A 25156-nucleotide genomic window follows, 5' to 3' on the forward strand; every position below is an offset into this window, starting at 1 on the left:
CTCCGCAGCGAGCGGTTTTGGGATGACGGCCGCCACGTCGAATGTTATCTGCGTCGGCCATGACCGATGGTGGAACGAAAGCCAGCGCAATCGGCGCCGATGCGCTCACCGGTGAAAGCCTCAAGGCGTTTTTCGAGCGCGACGCGATCACTGTTGCCCGCGCTCTGCTCGGCTGCCATCTCACAGTCGACGGGGCCGGCGGCCGCATCACTGAGACCGAAGCCTATTTCCCCGATGACGAGGCCTCGCACAGCTTCCGCGGCCCGACCAAGCGCAACGGCGCCATGTTCGGCGGCCCGGGCAATGTCTACATCTACCGCATCTACGGCATGTACTGGTGCCTGAACTTCGTCTGTCACGCAGGTTCAGCCGTGTTGATCCGGGCGCTCGAGCCGGAAACCGGAATCCCTTTGATGACGGAGCGGCGCGGCACCGATATGCTGACGGCGCTCTGCAGCGGTCCCGGTAAACTCTGCCAGGCGCTCGGCATCGACATCGAGATCAACGACAGGCTGCTCGACCGCCCTCCCTATGCGCTGACGCCCTCAGCTCCGGTGCCGATCGTTTCGGGAAAGCGCATCGGCATCACGAAAAATGCCGATGTGCCATGGCGCTTCGGCATTCAGGGATCACGTTATCTCAGCAAGCCGTTTCGCTGATTATTCCATGACGGCGCTATGATCGACCGCAGGCGCCGCCTTCGGCTTGCGCAGCAGAAGCACCAACGGGATGACCGCCAGCGACATCAGCATCAACAGCTTGAAATCGTCCATATAGGCGATGATCGTCGATTGCAGCGTGATGATCTCGTTGAGCGAGGCGCGCCCGGCCGCCGTCAGCGGGCTGAGCCCCTGCGCCGCCACCGCGTTGAAGGCGTGGTTGAACGGCGTCACATAGGCTGCGATCGATTCATGATTGCTCTGCGTGTTCTCGACGATCAGCGTCGAGACGATCGAGATGCCCACGGACGAGCCAATATTGCGCGACAGATTGTAGAGACCGGTGCCGTCGCCGCGCATATGGGCGGGCAGCGTGGCGAAGGCGATCGTCGTCAGCGGCACGAAGAGGAAGCCGAGGCCCGCACCCTGGATGAAGCCGACCGAGACGATCGTCCATTGCGAGACGTCGGGCGTCCAACCCGTCATGTCGTACATCGCCCAGGCGGTAAGCCCAAGCCCGAGAACCAGCAGCCAGCGTGTATCGACCTTGCCGATCAGCCGCCCGACGATGAACATGCAGAGCATGGTGCCGAGGCCGCGCGGCCCCATGACGATGCCGGCGGTGATGACGGGATAGCCCATCAGCGTCTGCAGATAGGGCGTCATCAGCGCCAGCGAAGCGAGATAGGTGATGCCGATCACGAAGATGAAAATCATGCTGACGCTGAAGTTCTGGTCGAGAAACAGCTTCGGATTGACGAAGGATTTCTCCGCCGTCAGCGTGTGCACGATCAGGAGATAGAAAGCGGCAGCGCAGATCAGCGCCTCTAGCATGATTTCGCCCGAGGAGAACCAGTCGAGCTGTTCGCCGCGGTCGAGGAAAAGCTGCAGCGCGGCGATACCGAGGCTCATCATCCCGAAGCCGAACCAGTCCAGCTTGGCGAGCAGATCCCGCTTTGTCTCGGTGACGAAGACGACGATGCCCATGAAGGCGAGCGCCCCGATCGGCACGTTGATGTAGAACACCCAGCGCCAGCTGATATTGTCGGTCAGCCAGCCGCCGATGACGGGTCCAAGGACCGGCCCGACCATGACCGAGACGCCGAAGAGGGCCATGGCCGAGCCGCGCTCCTCGACTGTATAGATGTCGAGGAGAATGCCTTGCGAAAGGGGGACCAGCGATGCGCCGAACAGGCCCTGCAACAGGCGGAAGGCGACGATCTGGTTCAGCGATTGCGCCAGACCGCAGAGCACCGAGGCGCCGACGAAGCCGGCGATGGCGACGAGCAACACGCGCTTTCGGCCGAACTTGGCGGCCAGGAACCCCGATGGCGGCGTCATGATCGCCGCTGCGACGATGTAGGAGGTCAGCACCCAGTTGATCTGGTCGGCGGAGGCTGACACGCTGCCCTGAATATAGGGCAGCGCCACGTTGGCGATCGTCGTATCCAGCGCCTGCATGATCACGGCGAGAATGACGCAGGCGGTAATCGCACCGCGATTGGCAACCGGGGTTGCCGGAGATGCGGGAGCGTTATTCATCATCCCCGACCTGAGACCGGCCCAGAAGCTTGTTGACGAAGTCGGGCAGGCCGCGGGCATGGCCGGTATCGACATCGACCACCGTGCTCATGCCGACGCGAAGCGGCGGCTTGCTCTCGGTATGCTCGATGCTGACGCGCATCGGAATCCGCTGCACGACCTTCACCCAGTTGCCGGTGGTGTTCTGCGCCGGCAGCAGCGAGAAGCTGGAGCCGGAGGCCGGGCTGATGCTCTCGACCTTGCCCTTCCACGTCACGCCGGGATAGGTATCGACGTAGATGTCCGCCGTCTGGCCTGGTTTGACATAGGTCAGCTCGGTTTCCTTCGGGCTGGCGGCGATCCACAGATGGTCGGTAGCGACGAGCGAGAAGGCCTGCTGCGACGCCTGCAGATAGGAGCCCACCTGCAAAGCGTTGACATTGGTGACGATGCCGGCGAACGGCGCCTTGACGACGCTGTGGTCAAGCTCGCGTTGCGCATTGTCGACCTGTGACTTCGCCTGCAGATAGAGCGGGTTTTGCTCGACCGGCTGGTCAGCACTGCCGCCGAGCTGGGCGAGCGTCGTTGCGGCCTCCGCCTTGGCGACCGCAACCTTCTGCCGCGCGGCCTCGAGATTGTGCTTGGCCTCGTCATAGGCGGATTGGGTCGCGCTGCCGTTGTTGACCAGGCTCTGCTGCCGGTCGAACTGATCCTGGTAATAGGGCAGATCGGCTTGCGACTGGGTAATCTCGGCGAGCGACTGCTGATAGCTCGCCTTGAGGTTCATGATCTGGTTGCGCTGCGCGCCGAGTTGCGCCTTGGCGCCGTCGAGCGCGATCCTGAAGGAATCCGATTTGAGGCTGAAGAGCACCTGCCCCGCCTTGACCGCCTCGTTCTCATGCACGTTGATCTGATCGACGATGCCCGAGACATCGGTGGTGACCCCGACCATATCGGCCTGGATATAGGCATTGTCGGTCGACATCACCTGGCCGCCATTGACGTAATAATAACCGCCGACGACGAGCGCCACCGGCAGCAGGGCGAAAAGCACGGGCCGCGTGAGACTGCGCCGGCGGCGGACCTTGTTGCCGCCGGGCGCAGCCACGGCGGCAGCCGGCGCTGAACTGGATGAAGACGCTTCGGCTACCGTTTCCTGCTGTTTGACTTGGTTTTCTTTAGATGTCTTGGCATTGGCGTCGGCAACGACGCGGAGGTTGGGTTGATCAGCCATCGTTCGTCTCATTTTCTTCAACTGGTGTTCGGCAAGCCTGCACCAGGTTCGTCTTCATTGCGGATAGGATCTGGTAAAGCTGCTCGCGCTGCTCGGCGGCGACGCCTTCGAGTGCCTCGGCTCGGGTCACATCGCCCAGCTCGCGCATTTCGGCGAGCAGCGGATGCGCCTCCTCGCGCATGTAGAGCAGCCAGATGCGCCGATCGGTCGGATGCTGACGGCGCTCGATCAGCCCGCGCTCCGCGAGCTTGTCGAGGATGCGAACCAGCGTGATCGGCTCGATTTCCAGGATTTCGGCCAGACCGCTCTGATGAATACCCTCATTGTTCGAGAGATAGGCAAGCGTCTGCCATTGCGAACGCGTCAGCCCAAGGCACTTCGCCCGTTGCTCGAACCGCTTGCGCAGCAGCCGTGCGACGTCGTGGAGAAGGAAACCGAGTGTCGGCGTAGCGTTCATGAAACCTCTATCGGCTATTTATAAGCATACTTATGATATCGGTAAATATATTGAGCATGCATGGCACGCAAGAGCGAGAGAGGCAATATCCGCAGTCGCGGCGAAAATGCCGCAGCCCGGGTCGGAGCGTGGGCCCTTTTTGCCGGGCCGTTATGCGCCGGACAGTGGCCATGGCATGACTCAGCCCTAATTTCGGGGAAGGATTGCCTCTACAGGAGGTGCGCAGGAGGGCTTGAATGGCGTTCTTCGAAAGCATGCTGACGCTGCTGCTGGTGGCGATCGTCTTCCTGCAATTCTCCAGGAAATTCCGCATCCCCTATCCGACCATGCTGGCGATTGCTGGCATCATCGTCGCCGCCTTCCCCTGGGCGCCCAATGTCGCAATTGATCCGCAGCTTGCCTTGGCGCTCTTGATCGCGCCCGTGCTTTTCGACGCGGCCTATGATCTGCCGCCGCGTACATTGAAGCGGAACTGGCTGCCGCTCGTCTCGCTCGCCGGCATCGCCGTGATCCTCACGGCCGCAGCCGTCGCCGCCGTCGGCATGACGATCGCCGGCCTGCCGCTTGCCGTAGCCATAGCACTCGGCGCCATCGTCGCGCCGCCGGATGCGGTGGCGGCGACAGCCATGCTCGACCGCTTCGATCTGCCGCGCCAGACCTATGTGATCCTGAAAGGCGAGAGCCTGCTGAACGATGCCGTGGCACTCCTGATTTTCAGCGCCGCGGTTACTGCCGTCGCAAATCCCGCCTTCTTCACCGGCGCCCTGGCAGAACTCACGCTGGCGGTGCCGGGCGGCATCATCCTCGGCTATCTCCTCGGCCGCCTCTACATGATCGTCGGCCTGAAGCTCGCCGGCACGCTGGGCGGCACCCTGCTCGAATTCGTCGCCACCTTCGGCACATGGCTCATCGCCGAGCGGCTGCATCTATCGGCCATCCTGGCGATCGTCGTCTATGCGATGGTGATTGCCCGCTACATGCCCGAGCGCCAGACGGCACGCCACCGCATTCATTCCTATTCTGTCTGGGAAGCCGCCGTCTTCCTGCTCAACGTACTCGCCTTCCTGCTGATGGGCCTCCAGGTCCGTCAGATCGTTCTCGATCTTGAACCGGGCCGCCTGAATTTCGCAATTAACCTGGCCATCGCGGTCTTCATCACCGTCATCGCCGTCCGTCTGGCCTGGGTGCTTCTCTACAACCGCGTGGTCACCATCCTCGCCGCACGCGGATATACGAGACAGGCCGCCCCCTCTTTCGCCACGAGTGTCATCGCCGGCTGGTGCGGCATGCGCGGCCTCGTCACATTGGCGACGGCGCTCGCCTTGCCGATCGACTTTCCCGATCGCGACATCATCCTGCTTAGCGCGATTGCCGTCGTCCTCGGCACCCTCGTCGTCCAGGGGCTGACGCTCGGGCCGCTGATCCGCCTTCTCAATTTTGACCCGGACACGTCATTGGACCGCGACCTCACCCGAACACGCATCGCCCTCATCGATGCGGCGCTCACCGAGCTTGAGGGCGAGGACAAAACCACCCGCATCCTGCGCGACGTCTATACCTCGGAGCGCGAAATCGCCGCGGACGGCAAACACCCGCGCGAAGTCAGCAAGCTGGATAAGCAGCGCCGCGGCGTCATCGTTGCGAAACGCCGCAAACTGGCCGCAATGCGCCACAGCGACGAGATCGACGACGATGTCTTCCACATCCTGGAGCAGGAGCTCGACTGGGCAGAGCTCGCCGTCCTGCCGCCCGGTCGCGACGAGATCGTCGAGAGTTGACAGGGTCTGCTGAAGTCTTCGTGATCGCGAGACAGGGATAATTGGCATTTGCTATTTTTCGCCCCTGCCGCTTATATCCACTTCCGCGGTGACGATTTTTCCGACGTGCATCGCATGCCGGCTTTCCTTCCCAGGGATTGGGCGCCGGGAGAAATCACGGGGGCGGCAGCCTTCGTTCTAAAGCAAGACACGAATAGCATCACTTCATTTTGGATTGGACGGTCGCCGATCGACCGTCGATATTGGAGGGACCGTTATGACGGACATGCTTCGACGGATATTGGCGTTTGGCTCCATCGCAATACTCATGCCCCTGGCCGCGATGGCGCAGGGCGCTCCGGCCGCCCCTCCTCCCGTCACTGTCGCAAAACCAGTGGTGCGCGATGTCATCGACAATGACGAATTCATCGGCCGTTTCCAGCCGGTCGACGAGGTCGCCGTCCGTTCGCGCGTCGGCGGCTATCTGCAGGAGGTCCATTTCGAAGACGGCGCATTGGTGAAGCAGGGAGACCTGCTCTTCGTCATCGACCAGCGTCCCTTCATAACCGCGCTCAACCAGGCAAAGGCCGCCCTCGAAGCGTCGCAGTCCGCCCTGGTCTTTGCCGATGCGCAATACAAACGCGCCCAGTCGCTCGCATCGAGCGGCAGCCAGTCCGCACAGACGCTCGACGATCGCCGCCGCGAATTCGATTCCGCCCAGGCGAATGTGCGAGGCGCCCAGGCCGCGGCCGACCGTGCCGCTCTCGACATGGAATATACGGAGATCAGGGCGCCGCTCAGCGGCCGCATCGACCGTCGCCTGATTTCCACCGGCAATCTCGTGCAGGCCAACCAGACTGTGCTCACCACCATCGTTTCGCTTGATCCGATCGATTTCTATTTCGACGTCGACGAACGCCGCCTGCTGAATTTTGCCGCAACCGCGCGTAAGCAGGGCGAGGATCTTCAACTGGGCGGCGGCGGCGTGGACGTTTCCGTCACGATCTCGGACCCCACGGCCAAGCCCTTCAAGGGAAAACTCGACTTCGCCGAAAACCGCGTCGACAACGAGAGCGGCACCATCCGCATCCGCGCCCGCCTCCCAAATCCTGATCTTGTCCTTCAGCCTGGTCTCTTCGGCCGCGTCCAGGTCGCAGCCTCAAACACCTATAAGGCTATCCTCGTGCCCGACGAGGCAATCGGCTCGGACCAGAATGAACGCGTCGTCTATGTCGTCGATGCGCAAGGAAAGGTTACGACAAAGCCCGTGCGGCCCGGCCCGCGGCTCTACGGCTATCGCGTGATCCGCGAGGGCCTCGACGGCACGGAGACGATCATCGTCAATGGCCTGATGCGCGCAAGGCCAGGTTCGACGATCACGCCTCAGATGACCGAACTGCCGCAGGAGCGGCAGGACACTGCGCCGGAAGCCGCCAGCGCGGAGAACGGACAATGAGATTTGCGCACTTCTTCGTGGACCGGCCGATCTTTGCGGCCGTCATCTCCATCGTCTTTCTCGTCGTCGGCGGCATTGCCTATACGCAGCTGCCGGTTTCCCAATATCCGGAGATCGCGCCCCCGACCATCGTCGTGCGCACCTCCTATCCGGGCGCCGACCCGCAGACCATCGCCGACACGGTTTCGACGCCGCTCGAACAACAGATCAACGGCGTCGAAGACATGCTTTACATGTCTTCCTATTCGAGCGCCGACGGCGCCATGTCGCTGACGATCACCTTCAAGCTCGGCACCGATCTCGACAAGGTGCAGGTGCTTGTCCAGAACCGCGTTTCCATCGCGCTGCCCCGTCTTCCCGAGGAGGTCCAGCGGCTCGGCGTGACCACGGACAAGAGTTCGCCCGATCTGATGATGGTGGTGCACCTCCTGTCGCCGTCGCACCGCTACGACCAGCTCTACGTCTCGAACTACGCCCGCAACCGCATCCGCGACGTGCTCGTCCGCCTCGACGGCGTCGGCGACGTGCAGATCTTCGGCGAGCGCCAGTATTCGATGCGAATCTGGCTCGATCCGGAAAAGCTCTCCGCCTACGGCATGACATCGGACGACGTCGTCTCCGCCCTGAGGGACCAGAACGTTCAGGTCTCGGGCGGCAAGATCGGCGCGCCGCCGGTGACAGGGAAGAACGCCTTTGAATATACGGTGCGCACTGACGGGCGCTTCTCCGACGTACGCGAATTCCGCTACGTCATCGTCAAATCGACGGGTGCGGGCCGGCTCGTGCAGTTGCAGGATGTCGCTCGCATCGAACTTGGCGCCCAGGATTACGTCACCAACAGCTATCTCAACAACGACCCCGCGGTTGCGCTTGGCATTTTCGCTAGGCCGGGAACCAACGCTCTCGACACGGCGCATCAGGTCCAGACCCTGATGAAGGACATTTCGCAGAATTTTCCGCCGGGCCTGGAATATCGCATTGTTTACGACACGACCGAATTCATCTCGGATTCGATCAATGAGGTCTACCGGACCATTGCCGAGGCGGCGATCCTGGTGGCGATCGTGGTGCTCGTCTTCCTGCAATCCTGGCGAACGGCGATCATCCCGATCGTCGCCATCCCGGTATCGCTGATCGGCACATTCGCTATTCTGCTCGCTTTCGGCTTTTCGCTCAACATGCTGACGCTCTTCGGCCTCGTGCTGGCGATCGGCATCGTGGTCGACGATGCGATTGTCGTTGTCGAAAACGTCGAGCGCAATCTGGCGCGCGGCATGACGGCCAAGCAGGCTTCCCACGTCACCATGGACGAAGTCGGCACCGCCGTCGTGGCCATCTCGCTGGTGCTGATCGCCGTGTTCGTGCCGACGGCCTTCATCCCTGGAATCACGGGCCAGTTCTACAGGCAGTTCGCGGTCACGATCTCCGTCACCACAGCAATATCCGCTTTAAACTCCCTGACGCTTTCGCCCGCCCTTGCCGGCATATTGCTGAAACCCCACGACCACGAAACCAAGCGCACGAATATCGCCACGCAGCTTGGACGAGGTCTCGCGAACGGCTTCAATCGTGGCTTCGACAGGATGAGCTCCGGCTATTCGTGGATTGTCCGGCATCTCGTCAGCAGTTGGGTGGGCTTGACCTGCGCGATGCTCGCCTTCGTCGCGCTCCTGGGCGCCACCTGGTACATGGGCAACCGCGTTCCCTCGGGCTTCATCCCGACCATGGATCAGGGTTATGCGATCATCGTCGTGCAGCTTCCCGATGGCGCTTCGCTCGCGCGAACCGATGCCGTCGTCAAGCAGGTGGGCGACATTGCCCGCACGGTGCCAGGCGTCGGCAATGCCGTGCAGTTTGCCGGATTCAGCGGGGCGACATTCACCAATGCCTCGAATGCCGGCGTCGTCTTCGTTCCGTTCAAATCCTTTGCCGAGCGCGAGGAAGGCGGGGAGAACGCCAACAAGATCATCGGCGAGCTTTACGGCAAGCTGCAAGCAATCCAGGAAGCCTTCATCATCGCCATCCCGCCACCGTCCGTACGCGGCGTCGGCAATTCCGGCGGTTTCAAGATGCAGATTTCCGATCTGGAAAATCCCGATATGACGCGCGTGCTCGGCCTCGCCCGCCAGATGATGGGTGCGGCAGCGACGACCGAGGGGCTGACGGGGGTCTTTACGACATTCTCCGATGCAAGCCCGCAATATTTCCTGTCGATCGACCGCGACAAGGCGCGCTTCCTGAACGTGCCGATTCCCAATATCTTCAACGCGCTTTCGATCAATCTCGGTGTCGCCTATGTCAACGACTTCAACGCCTTCGGCCGCGTTTACCAGGTCCGTGCCCAGGCCGACCGGCAATACCGCATGGACAAGGAGGACATCCTTGCCCTGAAGGTCCGCTCGGCCTCCGGCGCCCTGGTGCCGCTGGGAACCCTAATGGATATCCAGGATTCCAGCGGCCCGGCGCTTGTCCAGCGTTACAACATGTACGTCTCGGTGCCGCTTCAGGGCAATCCGACGCCGGGCACATCGACGGGCGATGCAATCAAGAAGATGGAAGCGCTGGCGGCCAAGATCCTGCCGCCTGGAACGACCTTCGAATGGACGGAACTCGCCTATCAGGAAACCCATACCGGCAACACCGCCATCTACATTTTCGCCCTGTCGGTGATCTTCGTCTTCCTGGCGCTGGCGGCGCAATATGAAAGCTGGGTTCTGCCGCTCGCGATCATCCTCATCGTGCCGCTTGCGGTGCTGGCGGCGCTGATCGGGGTTTCGCTGAGGGGAATGGACAACAACGTCCTGACGCAGATCGGCCTGATCGTGCTGATCGGCCTTGCGGCCAAGAACGCCATCCTGATTGTTGAATTCGCGAGACAAGCGGAAGAGGAAGGCAAGTCGCCGGTGGAGGCGGCCATCGAGGCGAGCCACCTTCGTCTGCGCCCGATTCTGATGACGGCATTCGCCTTCATCTTCGGCGTTCTCCCGCTTGCCATCGCTACCGGCCCCGGCGCCGAAATGCGCCAGTCGCTCGGCACCGCCGTCTTCTCGGGCATGCTCGGCGTCACGCTCTTCGGCCTGTTCCTCACGCCGGTCTTCTATGTCGTGCTGCGCGGCTGGCGTCGCAAACGCTCGGTCGAAAGGCCGGTCGAGGCCGTCCCGACCGAGAGGGAGACGGCCTGACCACGGTGATGGCGCAGCCCTCCCTGTGGCGTGATGTCAGGTGGAAAACAGATGCACCTGGCCCTCCCACAGACGGGCGACGGTCAGCCTGCCGCTGCGGAAGGCGCGTGTGTCGAGATTGAGCCGCCTCGCGCGGACCTCCGGCTCGTCGTTCGGCGTATGACCATGAACGACGAGCTTCGGCAGGGGGATCCTGCTTTGGAGAAAACGGTGGCGGATGAGGACCAGATCCTCCTCCGTCTGTGCCGCGAGCGGCAACATGGGATCGATGCCCGCGTGCACGAATACCACGTGAGGCGTATCCAGCATGATCGGCATCGCCCGCATGAAGTCGATGTGCGTATGCGGCAGCGATTGGCGGAGGAAGGCATCGAGCTGCGCGCCGGAGGGGAAGACCAGCGGCAGATGCTCCGGATCGAGCCCATAGGATTTGAGCAGCTCCGCCGACCCCATGCGCATCCAGTCGTCATAAGAGAGCCAGCCTTCGACATAATCGAGCATGGCGATCTCGTGATTGCCGGCAAGACAGATCCGATCGAAACCATCCGGCGGCGGCTCGATGAGATGATTGATGACCTGCGCCGACTCCGGGCCGCGGTCGATATAGTCGCCGAGTGTCACAATCAGCTTACGCCCGGGCAACCGCGCCGCATCACGCAGGATCGCCTGCTCGGCTTTCACAAGCAGATCGTACCGGCCATGAATGTCGCCGATCGCATAGGTCGGAATGTCGGCGATATCCAGCGTCAGACGCGGTCTCGGCTGGCGTGCCATTTTCGAAACCTCGCTATGGCGAGCAAGACGTTCGCTCATCATGTTTCTCAATCTTAAGCATGTCGCGCAAAACTGTGCAGCGCTTTTGCGGCAACGACGTGCGAGAAAAAATAAAAATGCAAAGCGCAAGGAGCGAACCTGAAGGATCGCGACGCGCTTTGGGAGACCTCGGTTAACCATAAGTAGCGGCGAGAACAAGGCGATCAAGTTGGTCAGAAAATTCCAGGCATCCGGCTTTTCTGGAAAAACCGCCCTGTCGATATCGGGACTGACGGCAATTGCTGTGCCGCCCGAGCATGAAGGTGCCGAACGCCCTGCTCGCCGAAGTCGTCGCGATCATCGCCGAGGCCGATGCCTCGATCGGCGAACTCTGGAGCATCTTTTTTCCGTGCTGGAAACCCTTCCCATCCAGGATCTGAAGGCATCGCTGTTTGCGCGCGCTGCTCTCGATCGTCATTGGCGCAATGCCCGCATTCACGCGCTGTCGCTGCCACGCGATGCATTGCTGCGCGGCGCAGGCGACATGCGTCGAAGTTTGGCAACGCGTGAATCGCTGCTGGCCTGAAATTATCTGAAGCCGAAAGATTTCAGCTGGCTGCGGAAATCGGCACTTCTTCCCGCGTGTCTTCGATACGGCCGCCGGCCGCGACGAATTGCTCGAGGGTCATATTGTCGAGAATGGCGGCGATCGCGTCCCGAACATCGGTCATCGAGCGCCGCACCTGACAGGTTTCCGGGTCGGCGCAATCGTCACACGCCTCATACGCCGTGCGGCTGGCGCAGCGGATCGGCGCCAGCGGCCCATCAAGCGTGCGGATGACATGGCCGATGCGGATCTCGGAGGCCGGCCGCGAGAGGGAATAACCGCCGCCAGGCCCCTTTTTCGAACGCAGGATGCCGACATTGCGCAGTTCCAAGAGGATCGTATCGAGGAACTTCTTCGGGATATTGTTACGGGCCGCAACGTCGTTGATGAAGGCAGTCTCGCCCGGCGGCAGCCGCGCCAGATCGACCAGCGCCTTCAGGCCGTATTTTCCCTTTTTCGTCAGCATTGTCTTTGCCCTGTCGAAAACGCAACAATTATCCTGCCGACAGCAGGCAATAGCGTCGAAAGCGTGAAGATACAATAAAATAGGTATTATTTATAGCTTATATTGGCAACATCTGCAGTGCCGGCAACGGTGGCGGCATTCTCAACATGGCTCGATTGCGCCACTCGCTCGTGATCGCCCGCGCTGTACCGTCAGATCGTCTTGAGCATACCGCCGTCGACGAAATAGGTCGATCCGATGCAGTAACTCGCCCGTTCCGAACTCAGAAAGACGAAGACGTTCGCCAGCTCTTCCGGCGTGCCGAACCGTTTGGAAGCAGCATGCTCATTGGCGACACTCTGCAGATACCCTTCCCAGTTCCCGCCGCTTTCGGCGGTCAGCGCCTTGGCGGTCTTGATCCAGTCAGGCGTCAGGATCAGGCCGGCATTGACGCAGTTGACGCGGATATTATCCGGGATGAGCTCGGTCGAGAGCGTCTTCGAAAACATCATCAGCGCCGATTTGCTGACATTGTAGATCGGTTCGTACCAGAGCGGCTGGACGGCGCAGATCGAGGCATTGTGCAGGATCACCCCGCCGCCTCGCTTCTTCATCTGCGGTGCGATGCCGCGCGCAAGCCTCACGGCGGCCATCACGTGCAGGTCCCAATAGGCCTGCCATTTCTCATCAGGCGCCTCCATGACGGTCTCGTTCGATCCGGTGCCGGCATTATTGATGAGGATATCGGCGCCACCCTTTTCGGCAGCCGCGGCAATGATCGCCTCCGTTCCCGCAGCCGTCGCGACGTCGGCGGCGACGGCGGTGGCGCTGACGCCGAATTTCTCGGCAATGCGGGCGCCCTCCGCCTCCAGCCGTTCGCCGCCACGCGCAGCCAGCACGAGGTCCACGCCCTCAGCCGCCAGCCCTTCGGCGATCGCCAGTCCGATGCCGACCGACGCACCCGTTATGACGGCGATCTTACCCTTCAATCCCAGATCCATGTCTTCCTCCGAAGCGCCGGCGATCCCGGCTCGTGGAAGCAAGTGTTCCGCCAATGAATCCGGGCGTCAAGCACCCAAACGCCTCTTGCGGCGGTCTCCGTTCTGTCGCAGCCTGCATCCGCACCGGGAGGAGTTTTCATGCGACGTTATTCAGCCTGTATAGAGTGGCTGTTTGCCGAGGACGGCGACAACTTTCCCGACCGCATCCGTCGCGCCCATGCTGGCGGCCTGACGGCGGTCGAATTCTGGCGCTGGACCGACAAGGATCTGGACGCGATCGAGGCGGCGTTGAAGGAAACCGGCCTTGCCGTCACCAGCCTCGTCGCCGAGCCGATGATCGCGCTGACCGATGCCGCCAACCGGAAGGCCTGGCTGAAAGGCCTTGCCGATTCCGTCACAGTCGCCAAACGCCTCGGCGCGCCGGTGCTGATCGCCCAGGCAGGCGACGATCTCGCCGGCTTCAGCCGTGAAGAACAGCGCCGGGCCCTCAGCGAAACCTTGAAACCAGGTGCCGATATCCTGAAAGGCAGCGGCGTGCGGCTCGGCGTAGAACCTCTCAACATCCGTATCGATCATATCGGCTACTTCCTCGATTCAACCCGCGAAGGCCTCGACGTCGTCGATGACGTCGCCCGCCCCGAGATCGGCATCGTCTACGACATCTACCATTCCGCCGTGATGGGCGAACGCACCGAAGACGTGCTGGACGGCCGCCTCGACCGTGTTTTCCACGTCCATGTCGCCGATCATCCCGGCCGCAACGAACCGGGTTCCGGCGGGATAGACCTCGCTCATCGCCTCGACTGGATCTTCGCCAACGGCTATGCCGGCGCCGTCGGTCTGGAATACCGGCCGACCAAGCCCGGCGCGGACGCAGTCAAGGCTGCCATTGCTGCGCTCGGTGGTTAAACCCCGGGGACATCGACGCTCGCCGCCGCCTTGCAGGGTCCGGCCGAGCGGCGCTCGATAATGCGCGAGGCGATCATGATGCGCCTCGCCGGCATGCCCGGCAGGCGTGGATTCTCGATCCGCTCAAGCAATAGCCGCAGCCCCACGGCCCCGCATTCCTGCCCCTCCATCCTCACCGTCGTCAGCGCCGGCGAGATCAGTGACGCCGGCGAGTAGTCGCCGAAACCGACAACCGAAATATCGTCCGGAATGCGGTACCCCTGCCCAAGCAGTTCGGAGACCACGGTCAGCGCTAACCCGTCATGGGCGCAGAAAAAAGCCGTCGGGCGAATGCCTTTGTCCACGAGCGCCCGGAACGCCGTGCCGAAGCCATTCTCTTCGTCGAATTGCATAACATGGAGCGCAACATCAGGATAACGTTCGGCGATTTCGCGAGCGCCGTAATGGCGCTCCTGACGTCCCCGCAGGCCCGGCATGCCATAGACGTACACGATGGACCGGTGGCCGAGTCCGACTAGATACTCCACCACCGCCTGCCCTGCCTCATGGTCGGTGCCGCCGACATGGTCGACCTGCTCGAGCGCATCGACCCAGCCGAAACGCACGATCGGAACGCCGGTGGCGCTCGCCGCTGCCACGGCCTCACGGGCATGCGGACCAACGAGCATCAGGCCATCACAGCTGCGCGCCAACTCTTCCAACTGGCCGACATCATGGGTCCAGCGCACGCGCAGCGTCATGCCAAGCCGATGAGCCTCTCGCTGCACACCGTTCTGCACCTGCATATAGAGCTCGCTGTTGACGGCATCGAGATCGTGAAAGACCACCGCAACCTCGCCGGCAGCACCATGCCCGGCGGGCTTGGTGTAGCCTAGGCGCTGCGCCGTGTCGCGGATCAGCGCGCGCGTTTCCTCGCTGACACCGCTCTTGCCGGCGAGCGACCGCGAGACCGCAAATTTCGACAGCCCGACCTCTCGCGCGATCGTCTGCAAAGTAACCCGGCCCCTGCTTCCCACGTGGCACCTCGCCCTTCGATTGATAGGCGCTGGTTATACCAACTGCGCCTGTATGCCAAATTTTCTCACTAACGTGAACATAACGCTTTACCTAACAATATCCAAATGTAATCTTTCCCTCATCCCGGCCCCACAGCAAAAATAATGATAATGGCACGGGTTTTTGGAGGAGATCCCTATGATCAAGCTGAAACGACGTGCGTTTCTGGCCGGGACGTCGGCCGCCCTGATAATGCCGGCCCTGCCGGTTTTCGCCGCTGACTTCAAGGAAGCGGATGTCCTGAAAGCGAAAGTGTCGAGCGGCGCCCTGCCGGGTCTCCAGGAGAGGCTTCCCGAAAATCCGCTCGTCGTCAAACCGGTTGAAAGCATCGGCAAATACGGCGGCGACTGGAATATGGCGCTAGTCGGCGGCGGGTCGCTGTCGATGCTGTTCCGCTACCAGGCCTATGAGCCGCTGCTACGCTATACGCGCGATTGGTCTGGCGTGACGCTGAATGTCGCCGAGTCCTTTGAGGGCGATGCCGACTCCAAGGTCTATACGATCCGCCTGCGCAAGGGCATGAAATGGTCGGATGGCCATCCCTACACCACCGCCGACATCAAGTTCTGGTACGATACTGTTTTCACCGACAAGCGCGTCGCCTTTGTCGGTCAGGATCATTGGAAATCCGGCGGTAAGCCGGCCAAGCTGGAGATCGTGGACGAGCAGACCTTCAAGGTCATCTTCGACAAGCCGAACGGCCTGTTCCCGCTGCAGGTCGCCTGGGCAAACAACGATCAGACGACGCGCACGCCGAAGCATTATCTCGAGCAATTCCACATCGATTACAATCCGAAGGCCGATGAACTCGCCAAGCAACGCGGCTTCGAAAGTTGGATCGCGTCGTTCCAGGCGGCCGCCGGCTTCCAGGACGACAACGCCTTCTTCCTCAACTCCTCGAAGAAGCCCTGCGTGCATGCCTGGGTGTTCACGATCGCGCCAGGCGAAAACACCGAACGGGCTGTTGCCGAGCGCAATCCATACTATTGGAAGGTTGATAGCGAGGGCAACCAGCTGCCCTATATGGACCGCATCGTTTACCAGATGGTCGCCGACCCGCAGGTTCTGCTGCTGAAGGCCATGCAGGGCGAGGTCGACCTGATGGACCAGTACATTGCCACGCCGAACAACAAATCGGTTCTCTACGATGCGCGTGAGCAGGGCGGCTATGATTTCTACACGCTGACTTCGACCGAAGCCAATGTCATGAATTTCATCTTCAACCTGAACCACAATGACGAGACCAAGCGGAAGCTCTTCCGGAACAAGGATTTCCGTGCCGCACTCTCGACCGCACTCGACCGGCAGTCGCTGATCGATGCGGTGCTCGTCGGCCAGGGGGCGCCTGCCCAGCCGTCGATCAAGAAGGAAGATCCGCTTTACAACGAGCAACTCGCCACGCAGTTCACGGCCTATGACGTCGACAAGGCGAATGCCATGCTCGATCAGATCGTGCCGAAGCGCGACGACCAGAACTTCCGCCTCGACGAAAAGGGCCGCCGCCTGACGATCATCTTCGAGATCGACCAGGCGCGCGCCGTCTTCCTCGATCTCTTCCAGCTGGTGATCCCGATGTTCCAGGCGGTCGGCATCGATGCGCAGATGCGCACGATGGACCGTTCGCTCTGGGAGACGCGCGTCCGCCAGGGCCGTGATTTCGATGCGACCGCCCATCAGTTCGGCGCAAATGGCGGCGTCGCCGCCATGCTCGACCCGCGCTACTACGTGCCGACCGATGCCAACGCCATGTACGCCCCGGCCTGGCAACTCTGGTATCGCGACCGCACCAATGCCAATGCCGAGGAACCGCCGGAAAGCACGAAGAACCAGCTTGCGCTCTACGACAAGCTGAAGACGACTTCCGACCCATCGGGCCAGCGCGAGGTCATGAAGCAGATCCTTCAAGGCGCCGCCGACAATTTCTATGTCTTCGGCATCTCGCTGCCGCCCGACGGCTACGGCATCGTCAAAAACAACATGAAGAACATCACGAAAACCATGCCGAACTCCTTCGGCTGGCCGACGCCCGCTCCGACCATGCCGGAGCAGTTCTACAAGGTCTAGAGCAGTTCCAGGAAAATGCGAAGCGGTTTTCCTGGAACTGCGTTAAGACAAAAACTCAGAGCGATTACACGACTGGTAAGATTGAACCGCTCTGATGACCTTTTTCCATGATGCCTTCTCAGGCGCCGGCCCCTCCGGTTGGCGCTGAGGCGCTCTCTTTTGCCAATGATTGGATGAAGACGATGCTCGACGCCAGGAGACAGAACACCCACACGCTGAGGACGCCGGACTGGTTTAAGACCGCGACCCGCTGGACCCAGCTGACCTTCGTGGAAGACGACCCGGAGAAATACGACCCGGCCTTCTGGATCGACGTCTTCAAACGCACGAAATCGAACGCGGTCTGCCTCAGTGCCGGCGGCTATATCGCCTATTATCCGAGCGAAGTGCCTTACCACTATGTCAGCAAATATCTCGGCGACAAGGATATCTTCGGCGCGCTCGTCGATGCCGCCCGCAAGCTCGACATGCACGTCATGGCCCGCGTCGACCCGCATGCGGTCCATGACGATGCGGCCAAAGCCAATCCGGAATGGGTGATGATCAATGCCGACGGCACGCCGCGCCGCCACTGGGCCTATCCCGATGTCTGGGTCACCAATGCTTATGGCGACTACAACACCGTCTTCATGCCTGAGGTGGTCAAGGAGATCGTCCGCAAATACGATATCGACGCGGTCTTCGCCAATCGCTGGCAGGGCCACGGCGTCGATTACAGCGAAGACAGCGCCCGCCGCTTCAAGGACATGTTCGGCTATGCCCTTCCTGCAAGACCCGATGCCGAGGATCCCGCCTGGCAGGCCTGGGTGCAGTGGCGCCGCCGCGTGCTCACCGACATGATCGCGCAGTGGGACGATGCCGTCAAAGCGATCCGCCCGCATGCGAGCTTCATTCCGAACATGGGTGGCGCTTCGCTGATGGAATTCGATCTCTCGGTCATCGCCAAACACTGCCCCTTCCTCGTCGTCGACCATCAGGGCCGCAAGGGCCTTGAGCTCGGCTGGTCGGCAGGCCGCAATGGCAAGCGCATCCGAGCCACCTTCCCCGACCGCCCGGTCGTGCTGATCACCTCGATCGGCCCCGAGGAGGAATATCGCTGGAAGGATGCCGTCACCTCGGGCGAGGAGATGCAGCTCTGGATCAATGACGGCACCGCCCACGGCCTCTACGCCTGGTTCACCAAGTTCAACGGCGTCGTGCCTGACAAACGCTGGGTCGAGCCGGTGGCCGACGCATTCGCCCTGCAGGCAGCCATCGAGCCGGTGCTGGAAAGCATGAAGCCGACCGCCGAAATCGCCGTCATCGATCCCTCGACGACGCTGCGCCACTGGGCGCCGGAAGAACGGCATTCCGCCGAGAAGCACGACCTCGGTTTCTACCATGCCCTCGTCGAGGCCCGCCTGCCCTTCGAGCTGCTTTCGGACCAGGTGTTGACCGACGAGAGCCTCGATCGGTTCAAGCTCATCATCCTTGCCAACGCTTCCTGCCTTTCGGATGCGCAGAACGCGGCGATCCGCGCCTATGTCGATCGCGGTGGCAGCATGATTGCCTCTTACGAGACGTCGCTGCGCGACGAATTCGGCAAGAAGCGCCCCGACTTCGGCCTCGCCGACGTGCTGGGTGCCAGCTACGTCTCCGGCCCGCGCGGCATCGTCAAGAACACCTATGTCGCACTTTCCGGCGATCACCCGATCAACCGGGGCTTCGACGGCGCCGAGCGCATCATGGGCGGCACTCGCCTGATCCACGCCGTACCGTCGGCCGATGCGAAGGCGCCCTTCCTCTACGTTCCCGACTTTCCCGATCTGCCGATGGAAGAGGTCTATCCGCGAGAAGAACCAAAAGGTGCTGCCGTCATCGCCCGCGAGACTGGCAAGGGTGGCCGCACAGTCTATATTCCCTGGAATATCGGTGAGATCTTCTGGGAGGTCTATGCCGTCGATCATGCGCGGCTCCTCGCCAACGCCGTCCATTGGGCACTCGGCAAGACACCACGCGTCACCATCGAGGGCAAGGGCGTCATCGATCTGGCGCTACGCGAAAACGGTGAGGGCATGGCAGTCAGCCTCTTCAACCTCACCAACCCGATGATGATGAAAGGCCCGATCCGCGACAATTACCCTCTGGCAGCGCAGACCATTTCGGTGGAGATTCCGGAGGGCCGATCGGTGGCGAAGGCATGGCTCGTCGTTGCCGACCGCGCCGCAAGCTTCAGCCTTGCGAACGGCCGTGCGCAGGTGGAGGTGCCCGGTATCGACCGGCTGGAAGTCCTGCATCTCACCTGGAAATGAAGTGACAGGCGACGGAGGAGCGCTTTCGGCCTGAAGGGCCGACGGCGCGTGAAGATCCGGGGGAGGCGCGTCACAGCGTTCCCGACGGGAGGAGAAACGTTTCGATGCTTGGCTATATCTTCAAGCGCGTACTCTACATGATCCCGACCTTGTTCGGCATGTCGCTGATCTCGTTCCTGATCATCCAGCTGCCGCCAGGTGATTACCTGACCTCGATGATCGCCACCATGAGCGACAGCGGCCAAACCGTCGATCCCGCTCAGATCGAGCGGCTGAAGGAAATCTACGGCTTCGATGACCCCTTCTATGTCCAATACCTCAAATGGATCTGGGGCATCGTCAGCCGCGGCGACTTCGGCTACTCCTTCGAGTGGAGTCAGCCAGTCTCCGGGCTGATCTGGGCGCGTATGGGCTCGACGCTGGTTATCTCGCTCTTGAGCCTGCTCTTCGTCTGGATCGTGGCTTTGCCGATCGGCGTCTATTCCGCCGTCCGCCGCCACTCCGTCGGCGACCATGTCTTCACCTTTCTCGGCTTCATCGGCCTTGCGGTGCCGAACTTCATCCTGGCGCTGACGTTGATGTACATCGCCTATAAATTTCTTGGCCAGAGCGTCGGCGGGCTGGTCTCGCCGGCATATGCCGAAGCGCCCTGGAGCTTTGCCAAGGTCGGCGATTTCCTCGCCCATCTCTGGATCCCGATCATCATCATTGGCGCGTCTGGAACGGCAGCGATGATCCGGATCCTGCGCGCCAACCTGACCGACGAACTGCACAAGCCCTATGTCGTTACGGCCCGCGCCAAGGGACTGCCGGAATACAAGGTGATCCTCAAGTATCCGGTCAGAATCGCGCTCAATCCCTTCGTCTCGGCGATCGGCTGGGTGCTGCCGCATCTCGTTTCGGGCGTGACGATCACTGCCATCGTGCTGAACCTGCCGACCGCTGGTCCCCTGCTTTTCCGCGCGCTGATCTCGCAGGACATGTACCTCGCCGGCAGCTTCGTTCTGCTTTTGAGCGCGCTGACCCTTGTCGGCATGCTGCTGTCGGATCTGCTGCTGGCCCTGCTCGATCCACGCATCCGGTTCAATTGAGGGCGAACGCGATGAGCACGCACGAGACCTTCGGAAATCATGCTGGTCCGCTTCACACTGTTGCCGATGGCCCCTCGATCAGCCCATTGAAACAGGGCAAGACCGTCTCGACCGCAGCGATCGGTCCCTGGCGGCTGGTCGCTGGCAAGCTGATCCGCCAGAAGGTGGCGATGGTGGCCGGCGTCATTATCCTCTGCCTCTATCTGGTCGGTCTGTTAGCCGAATTCCTGGCGCCCGCTTTGCCGATGACCTCGCGGCCGCAATACACCTATGCCCCGCCGCAGGGCTTCAGCTTCTTCGTCGAAAAGCCGGACGGCAGCTCTGAGTTCAATATCCATGTGAAGGGCTACAAGGTCGAGATCGACAAGGTGGCGCTACGCCGCACCTTCGTCGTCGACGACACCAAGGTCGTCCCGATCGGCTTCTTCGTCAAAGGCGCGGCCTACGATCTCTGGGGCGTGATCCCGATGAACCGGCACCTGATCGGCCCGCTCAACCAAAACGACCCGATGTACCTGCTCGGCGCCGACCGGCTCGGCCGCGATGTCTTCTCTCGGCTCGTCTACGGCACCCGCGTATCCATGTCGATCGGCCTCGTCGGCGTCGCCATGTCGCTGATCCTCGGCGTCGTGCTCGGCTCGATCTCCGGTTTCTACGGCGGCTGGGTCGATACGCTGATCCAGCGCGTCATCGAGGTCGTCAGTGCAATGCCGACCATCCCGCTGTGGCTCGGCCTGGCGGCGGCGATCCCGCTGACATGGTCGCCGGTCAATGTCTATTTCGTCATAACGATCATCGTCTCGCTGCTCGGCTGGACCAGCCTGGCGCGTGAAGTGCGCGGCCGGTTCCTGGCGCTGCGCAGTGAGGATTTCGTCGTTGCCGCCAGGCTCGACGGATCCAGCGAGACCAGGCTGATCTTTCGGCATATCCTGCCGTCACTGACAAGCCATATCCTTGCGGTCGTCACACTGGCCGTACCGACCATGATCGTCGCCGAGACCTCTCTTTCCTTCCTCGGCATCGGCCTTAAGCCGCCGGTCGTCAGTTGGGGCGTGCTGCTGCAGGACGCCCAGAACATCCGCACCGTCGCCACCGCGCCGTGGCTCTTGATCTGGCCGTCGCTCGCAGTCGTCATCGCCGTCCTGTCCTTCAATTTCTTCGGCGACGGCCTGCGCGATGCCGCCGACCCCTACGACAATTGAGGAGGAAACCATGGCCGACCTTTCAAAAGACGTCGTTCTCTCCGTCGAAAACCTCTCGATCGATTTCAGGCTGCGCACCCACATCCTGCACGCCGTCGAAAATGTCAGTTTCGAGCTGAAACGCGGGCAAACGCTGTGCCTCGTCGGTGAAAGCGGCTCCGGCAAGAGCGTCACCGCCCGTTCGCTGCTGCAGATCGTCGACAGCCCCGGCAGTATTGTTTCCGGCCGCATCCTGCTCAGGGACGGCGACGGGGCCACCGGAAGTCACGGAATCACCGATATTGCCGTCTTGAAGCCGTCCGATCGGGCGATGCGGGCCATCCGCGGTCGCCGCATCGGCCTGATCTTCCAGGAGCCGATGAGTTCGCTGTCGCCGGTTCACACCATCGGTTCGCAGATCATTGAGGCGGTGCGCCTGCACAGTGATCTCGATCATCGCGCCGCCCGCGAAAGGACCGTCGAACTGCTGCGACAGGTCGAGATCCCGAACCCGGACAAGATGGCTGACCGCTACACCTTCGAATTCTCCGGCGGCATGCGCCAACGCGCCATGATCGCCATGGCGCTTGCCGGCAATCCCGACATTCTCATCGCCGACGAGCCGACGACAGCCCTCGACGTCACCACCCAGGCCGAAATCCTCGATCTGATCAAGCGCCTGCAGGTCGAACGCGGCATGGCCATGCTGCTCATCACCCATGACATGGGGATCGTCGCCGAAGTGGCCGACGATGTCGCCGTCATGCGCTTCGGCCGCATCGTCGAGCGCGGACCCGTCGATGCAATCTACCATGCCGCCGAACATCCCTATACCCGCCAACTGCTTGCCTCGACAGTCAAGCTCACGCATCATGTCGATGGCAAGCTGCCCGCCATAGCACTGTCGCCGGCGGCACCGCAGCCGATCCTGTCCGTCCGCCACCTCAGCAAGATCTATGGTTGGCACGGCAAGGCCAACACGTTGCGCGCCGTCGACGACGCCAGCTTCGATCTCTATCCCGGCGAAAACCTCGGTATTGTCGGCGAAAGCGGCTCCGGCAAGACGACACTCGGCCGGCTCATCCTGCGCACCGTCGAGCCGACCTCGGGCAGCATCAGCTATTGCGGCAAGGACGGCGGCGAGATCGACGTCACCAAACTCACCAAGCGCGAACTCCGCACATTCCATCGCGAAGTCCGCTTGGTTTTTCAGGATCCCTTCGCCTCGCTCAATCCGCGCATGACTGTCAAGGAGGTGATCGGCGATCCGCTTGTTGTCAACGGGCTGGCAAGGGGCAAGGCGCTGGCGGACCGTGTCGCCGAACTGATGCGCCTTGTCGGCCTCGACCCGATGGGGATGGAGCGTTATCCACATGCCTTCTCCGGCGGCCAGCGCCAGCGCATCGGCATCGCTCGCGCGCTTGCGCTCGACCCACGCATCATCATCGCCGATGAGGCGACGTCCGCTCTCGATGTCTCGATCCGCAGCCAGATTCTCGACCTGCTGCTCGATATCCGTCAACGGCTGAACCTAAGCTTCATCTTCATTTCGCACGACATTTCGGTGGTGCGTTATTTCTGCGATCGTGTCGCCGTCATGCATCGCGGCAAGATCGTCGAACTCGGCGAGGCCGAACAGATCTGCACCGCTCCTGAGGGGGCCTATACGAAGAGCCTCATCTCCGCCGTTCCCAATCCCGACCCTCGCGACAAGCGCATGCTGCACCGGCATCGTTTCGTCGCGTCTGCCGATATCTAAGGACGATCCCGTGCAGAAATTTTCCGCCAACCTTTCCTTCCTCTACCAAGACCTGCCCTTTCTCGACCGCTTCGCCGCTGCTGCAAAGGACGGCTTCGGTGCCCTCGAATATCTGGGCCCCTATGCCGAACCCAGGGAGAAGGTTGCCGAGGCGCTGAAGGCAAGCGGCCTGAAACAGGCGCTCTTCAACGTGCCGTCCGGCGACTGGGCCGGCGGCGAGCGCGGCATCGCCTGCCTGCCGGAGCGTGCAGAGGAGTTCCGCGATGGACTCGAGCAGGCGCTCGACTATGCCGCAGCGCTCGATTGCCGGCAGGTGAATGTCATCTCCGGCCTGGTGCCAAAAGGTGCGGACCTTCAAACGCTGGAAACGGTGCTGGTCGGCAATCTGAAATATGCTGCGAAACGTTGTGCCGACGCCGGCGTCACCCTGCTGATCGAGCCGATCAACCTGCGGGATATTCCGGGTTTCTTTCTGTCGACCACCACCCATGCGGAGCGCATCCTCGACAGGGTCGGTTCCGACAACCTCTATATCCAGTATGATTTCTACCACATGCAGGTCATGCAGGGCGATCTGATCCCCACCTTCACCCGACTTAAGGAGAAAATCGCCCATGTGCAGATCGCCGACCATCCTGGGCGCAACGAGCCCGGCACCGGCGAGATCAACTACAATTTCATCCTCTCCGAACTCGACCGCCTCGGCTACGACGGCTGGGTCGGCTGCGAGTACAAGCCGAAATCCGGCACCAAGGATGGCCTCGGCTGGATGAGATCCTATCTGAAGTCAGCGAGGGCAGCATGAGCATCGGATTTATCGGACTGGGCGTCATGGGCCGCCCGATGGCGGAGCATCTGATCGATGCCGGCCACACGCTGCATCTGAACCGGGTGAAAGAGACCTCGCAGCATCTTGTCGACAAGGGCGCCATAGCCGCCGCGAGCGCCAGGGTGGTGGCGCATGCTTCGGACATCGTCATCCTGATGCTGCCGGATACATCAGATGTCGAGGCGGTCCTCTTCGGCGAACACGGCGTTGCCTCCGGCCTTTCTCAGAGCAAGCTCGTTATCGACATGAGCTCGATCTCCCCGGTCGCCACCAAAACTTTCGCCAAACGCATCGAGGCCCTCGGCTGCGATTATCTCGATGCTCCCGTTTCCGGCGGAGAGGTGGGTGCCAAGGCTGCCTCTTTGACGATTATGGTCGGTGGCAAGGAGCAAGCATTCGAACGTGCCCGGTCGATTTTCGAAAAGTTGGGCAAGAACATCACCCATGTCGGAGGTAACGGCGACGGGCAGACGGCCAAGGTCGCCAACCAGATCATCGTCGGCCTGACGATAGAGGCAGTTGCCGAAGCGCTGCTCTTTGCCAGGAAGGCCGGCGCCGACCCGGCCAAGGTGCGCTCGGCGCTGATGGGTGGCTTTGCCGCTTCCCGCATCCTCGAAATGCATGGGGAGCGCATGATCAATCAGACCTTCGAGCCCGGCTTCCGTATCCGCCTGCACCGCAAGGACATGACGCTTGCCGTCGATGCCGCCCGCGCACTCGATCTGTCGCTGCCGAACACTGCCGCCACGCAACAACTGATGAACGCCGCGGTCGCCAATGGCGACGGCGAACGCGATCATTCCGCCCTCATCCGCACCCTGGAACTCCTCGCCGGAGGACCGCGCTAGATCAACGCTTTTTAGTATAGCCGGCCATCTTCGACTGCCTACTGCCGGAGCCTTCT

At 61.8% G+C, this 25156-nt stretch carries 19 protein-coding genes and 1 pseudogene; 13 read left to right on the forward strand and 7 right to left on the reverse strand.

Annotated features, from left to right (window positions below):
- The first annotated feature begins 41 nt into the window (after nucleotides 1-41).
- Nucleotides 42-659, forward strand: coding sequence for a DNA-3-methyladenine glycosylase (locus J2J99_RS17530; RefSeq protein ID WP_168297283.1), 618 nt, complete (start codon nucleotides 42-44; stop codon nucleotides 657-659).
- Here the strand turns inward: J2J99_RS17530 and J2J99_RS17535 are convergent, their stop codons facing one another.
- The 3 genes from J2J99_RS17535 to J2J99_RS17545 are packed head-to-tail and all read right to left on the reverse strand — an operon-like array spanning nucleotide 660 to nucleotide 3871.
- Nucleotides 660-2201: a DHA2 family efflux MFS transporter permease subunit gene (locus J2J99_RS17535; protein ID WP_168297362.1), complete on the reverse strand. Its 1542-nt coding sequence runs from the start codon at nucleotides 2199-2201 to the stop codon at nucleotides 660-662. It lies immediately after the preceding gene.
- The gene (locus tag J2J99_RS17540; RefSeq protein ID WP_168297282.1) at nucleotides 2194-3414 is read right to left on the reverse strand and encodes an HlyD family secretion protein; all 1221 of its coding nucleotides are present in this window, start codon (nucleotides 3412-3414) and stop codon (nucleotides 2194-2196) included. The genes J2J99_RS17535 and J2J99_RS17540 overlap by 8 nt, the downstream gene beginning before the upstream one ends.
- On the reverse strand, nucleotides 3407-3871 hold the full coding sequence (locus J2J99_RS17545; protein ID WP_168297281.1) for a MarR family winged helix-turn-helix transcriptional regulator: 465 nt from the start codon (nucleotides 3869-3871) through the stop codon (nucleotides 3407-3409). Before J2J99_RS17545 ends, J2J99_RS17540 begins: the two co-directional genes overlap by 8 nt.
- Nucleotides 3872-4107: 236 nt before the next feature.
- Here J2J99_RS17545 and J2J99_RS17550 point away from each other — a divergent pair, with 236 nt between their 5' ends.
- The 3 genes from J2J99_RS17550 (at nucleotide 4108) to J2J99_RS17560 (ending at nucleotide 10266) form a co-directional block, all read left to right on the forward strand.
- Nucleotides 4108-5649, forward strand: a complete 1542-nt coding sequence (locus tag J2J99_RS17550) for a cation:proton antiporter (protein ID WP_168297280.1) — start codon at nucleotides 4108-4110, stop codon at nucleotides 5647-5649.
- Between the two features lie 256 nt (nucleotides 5650-5905).
- Nucleotides 5906-7084: an efflux RND transporter periplasmic adaptor subunit gene (locus tag J2J99_RS17555; protein WP_168297279.1), complete on the forward strand. Its 1179-nt coding sequence runs from the start codon at nucleotides 5906-5908 to the stop codon at nucleotides 7082-7084.
- The gene (locus J2J99_RS17560; RefSeq protein WP_168297278.1) at nucleotides 7081-10266 is read left to right on the forward strand and encodes an efflux RND transporter permease subunit; all 3186 of its coding nucleotides are present in this window, start codon (nucleotides 7081-7083) and stop codon (nucleotides 10264-10266) included. Before J2J99_RS17555 ends, J2J99_RS17560 begins: the two co-directional genes overlap by 4 nt.
- Before the next feature lie 36 nt (nucleotides 10267-10302).
- On the opposite strand, the gene J2J99_RS17565 is transcribed toward J2J99_RS17560, so the two are convergent.
- The gene (locus tag J2J99_RS17565; protein ID WP_205918893.1) at nucleotides 10303-11079 is read right to left on the reverse strand and encodes a metallophosphoesterase family protein; all 777 of its coding nucleotides are present in this window, start codon (nucleotides 11077-11079) and stop codon (nucleotides 10303-10305) included.
- Nucleotides 11080-11218: 139 nt separating this feature from the next.
- Here J2J99_RS17565 and J2J99_RS34725 point away from each other — a divergent pair.
- A pseudogene (locus J2J99_RS34725) lies at nucleotides 11219-11509 on the forward strand (hypothetical protein); the annotation flags it as partial.
- 118 nt (nucleotides 11510-11627) lie between these two features.
- Here J2J99_RS34725 and J2J99_RS17575 read toward each other — a convergent pair.
- Nucleotides 11628-12092 carry an RrF2 family transcriptional regulator gene (locus J2J99_RS17575; RefSeq protein WP_168297277.1) on the reverse strand — a complete coding sequence of 155 codons (465 nt, stop codon included), beginning with the start codon at nucleotides 12090-12092 and terminating at the stop codon, nucleotides 11628-11630.
- Nucleotides 12093-12283: 191 nt separating this feature from the next.
- Nucleotides 12284-13072 carry an SDR family NAD(P)-dependent oxidoreductase gene (locus J2J99_RS17580; protein WP_168297276.1) on the reverse strand — a complete coding sequence of 263 codons (789 nt, stop codon included), beginning with the start codon at nucleotides 13070-13072 and terminating at the stop codon, nucleotides 12284-12286.
- A 138-nt stretch (nucleotides 13073-13210) separates the two neighbouring features.
- Between J2J99_RS17580 and J2J99_RS17585 the strand changes: the two genes are divergently transcribed.
- Nucleotides 13211-13981: a TIM barrel protein gene (locus J2J99_RS17585; protein WP_168297275.1), complete on the forward strand. Its 771-nt coding sequence runs from the start codon at nucleotides 13211-13213 to the stop codon at nucleotides 13979-13981.
- Here J2J99_RS17585 and J2J99_RS17590 read toward each other — a convergent pair.
- Nucleotides 13978-14997, reverse strand: coding sequence for a LacI family DNA-binding transcriptional regulator (locus J2J99_RS17590; RefSeq protein ID WP_168297274.1), 1020 nt, complete (start codon nucleotides 14995-14997; stop codon nucleotides 13978-13980). The genes J2J99_RS17585 and J2J99_RS17590 overlap by 4 nt on opposite strands.
- Nucleotides 14998-15175: 178 nt before the next feature.
- On the opposite strand from J2J99_RS17590, the gene J2J99_RS17595 reads away from it, so the two are divergent.
- From J2J99_RS17595 to J2J99_RS17625, 7 genes are all read left to right on the forward strand, one after another.
- Entirely contained in the window at nucleotides 15176-17101 is a 1926-nt protein-coding gene (locus tag J2J99_RS17595) for an ABC transporter substrate-binding protein (RefSeq protein ID WP_168297273.1), read from the forward strand.
- 182 nt (nucleotides 17102-17283) lie between these two features.
- Nucleotides 17284-19392, forward strand: coding sequence for a family 10 glycosylhydrolase (locus J2J99_RS17600; RefSeq protein WP_168297360.1), 2109 nt, complete (start codon nucleotides 17284-17286; stop codon nucleotides 19390-19392).
- Nucleotides 19393-19496: 104 nt separating this feature from the next.
- Nucleotides 19497-20483 (forward strand): ABC transporter permease, encoded by a 987-nt coding sequence (locus tag J2J99_RS17605; protein ID WP_168297272.1) that lies wholly within the window; start codon nucleotides 19497-19499, stop codon nucleotides 20481-20483.
- Between the two features lie 11 nt (nucleotides 20484-20494).
- A complete protein-coding gene (locus tag J2J99_RS17610) occupies nucleotides 20495-21685 on the forward strand; it encodes an ABC transporter permease (protein ID WP_168297271.1) in 1191 nt (396 codons plus the stop codon).
- Nucleotides 21686-21695: 10 nt separating this feature from the next.
- Nucleotides 21696-23423: an ABC transporter ATP-binding protein gene (locus J2J99_RS17615; protein WP_168297270.1), complete on the forward strand. Its 1728-nt coding sequence runs from the start codon at nucleotides 21696-21698 to the stop codon at nucleotides 23421-23423.
- 10 nt (nucleotides 23424-23433) lie between these two features.
- Entirely contained in the window at nucleotides 23434-24228 is a 795-nt protein-coding gene (gene otnI / locus J2J99_RS17620) for a 2-oxo-tetronate isomerase (protein WP_168297269.1), read from the forward strand.
- Nucleotides 24225-25100 (forward strand): 2-hydroxy-3-oxopropionate reductase, encoded by an 876-nt coding sequence (locus J2J99_RS17625; protein ID WP_168297268.1) that lies wholly within the window; start codon nucleotides 24225-24227, stop codon nucleotides 25098-25100. Before otnI ends, J2J99_RS17625 begins: the two co-directional genes overlap by 4 nt.
- The last annotated feature ends 56 nt before the right edge of the window (nucleotides 25101-25156 follow it).

Origin of the sequence: Rhizobium binae (assembly GCF_017357225.1) — a bacterium.
Lineage (GTDB): Bacteria > Pseudomonadota > Alphaproteobacteria > Rhizobiales > Rhizobiaceae > Rhizobium > Rhizobium binae.